This window comes from Clostridium sp. ZBS15, assembly GCF_023845705.1.
In the GTDB taxonomy this organism is placed as follows: Bacteria; Bacillota; Clostridia; order Clostridiales; family Clostridiaceae; genus Clostridium; species Clostridium aquiflavi.
Map to the genome: position 1 here is coordinate 1 of NZ_JAMQHY010000071.1, position 1,158 is coordinate 1,158.

The window sequence follows — 1,158 nt, forward strand, 5'->3', positions numbered from 1 at the left end:
TTTCCATATTTATAGGTATATTAGGAAGTAAAAATTTAGGTAATTCACTAGTTACCTTTCCCATATCACCTAGAGTTTTTACATCAAGTTTAAATATAAAAACTATCAATGTCACAATTATTATTGATACTATAGGAGAAGGAATTACTTTTGTTATCTTTGGAAATAAATAAATTGTTAATACTCCTATTACTCCTAAAATTAATAAAATAAATCCACCTTTAAAATGTGGTAATTGTGATTGAAACATCATTATACCTAAAGCATTCACAAATCCAATCATAACTGGTTTAGGTATAAATTTTAATAAATCTCCTATTTTAAAAAAACCTAATATTATCTGAAATATACCTGTAAGTATTGTTGCTGCTAACATATACTCTATTCCATAATTTTTTACTAAACTCGCTAATACTAATGCCATAGCACCAGCGGCAGCTGATATCATACCTGTTCTACCGCCAAAAATTGATATAACTAAAGAAATGCAAAAAGATGCATACACTCCAACCATAGGATCAACTCCGGCTACTATAGAAAACCCTATTGCTTCAGGTATTAATGCCATACATACAACAATCCCTGCAAGGATATCACCTCTAACGTTTGAAAACCACTCTGCTTTTAAATTTTTATTCAAATTTTTATACACCTCACATTTAATTTTTCTCTTGTAAAAACTTATTTTTATTTTGTGCAAGAATCATTTTAACATATATAGTCCCAAAAAGGAACTATTTTAAGACTAATTTTATTTTATTAAAACTATGATATAATAAAATAAATTCTTTAAATATCAGGAGAATAAATATGTTAATTGGATACATGAGACCATATGAAGAAGATTCAAACTGTGAGATTCAGTTAAATAACTTAAAAAAAGCAGATTGTGAAATTATTATTGAGGAAGATCATTCCTCACCAAAGAAAAGATCAAAACTAAAAGATACAATAAATACTCTAAATAAAGGTGATAAAATAATAGTCACAAAACTTTTTAGCTTAGCTGATTCAACTCGTCATTTAGTTGAACTATTAGAAATAATAGATAAACTAGAAGCGTTTCTTACATCTATTAATGCAAAAATTGATACAAGTAATAAGAATGGATAACCTTTTACTGCCATTATAAAACATCTTGTTAAATTTCCCCTTTCT

General features: G+C 26.9%; 2 protein-coding genes. One reads left to right on the plus strand and one right to left on the minus strand.

What is annotated here, in order from left to right; genetic code table 11:
- Positions 1-640, minus strand: a 640-nt coding sequence (locus NG904_RS16100) for a SulP family inorganic anion transporter (protein ID WP_252232717.1), incomplete at its 3' end; no start/stop codon positions are given.
- Between the two features lie 170 nt (positions 641-810).
- On the opposite strand from NG904_RS16100, the gene NG904_RS16105 reads away from it, so the two are divergent.
- Complete coding sequence (locus tag NG904_RS16105) at positions 811-1,113, plus strand: recombinase family protein (RefSeq protein WP_252232719.1); 303 nt, start codon at positions 811-813, stop codon at positions 1,111-1,113.
- Positions 1,114-1,158 lie beyond the last annotated feature (45 nt).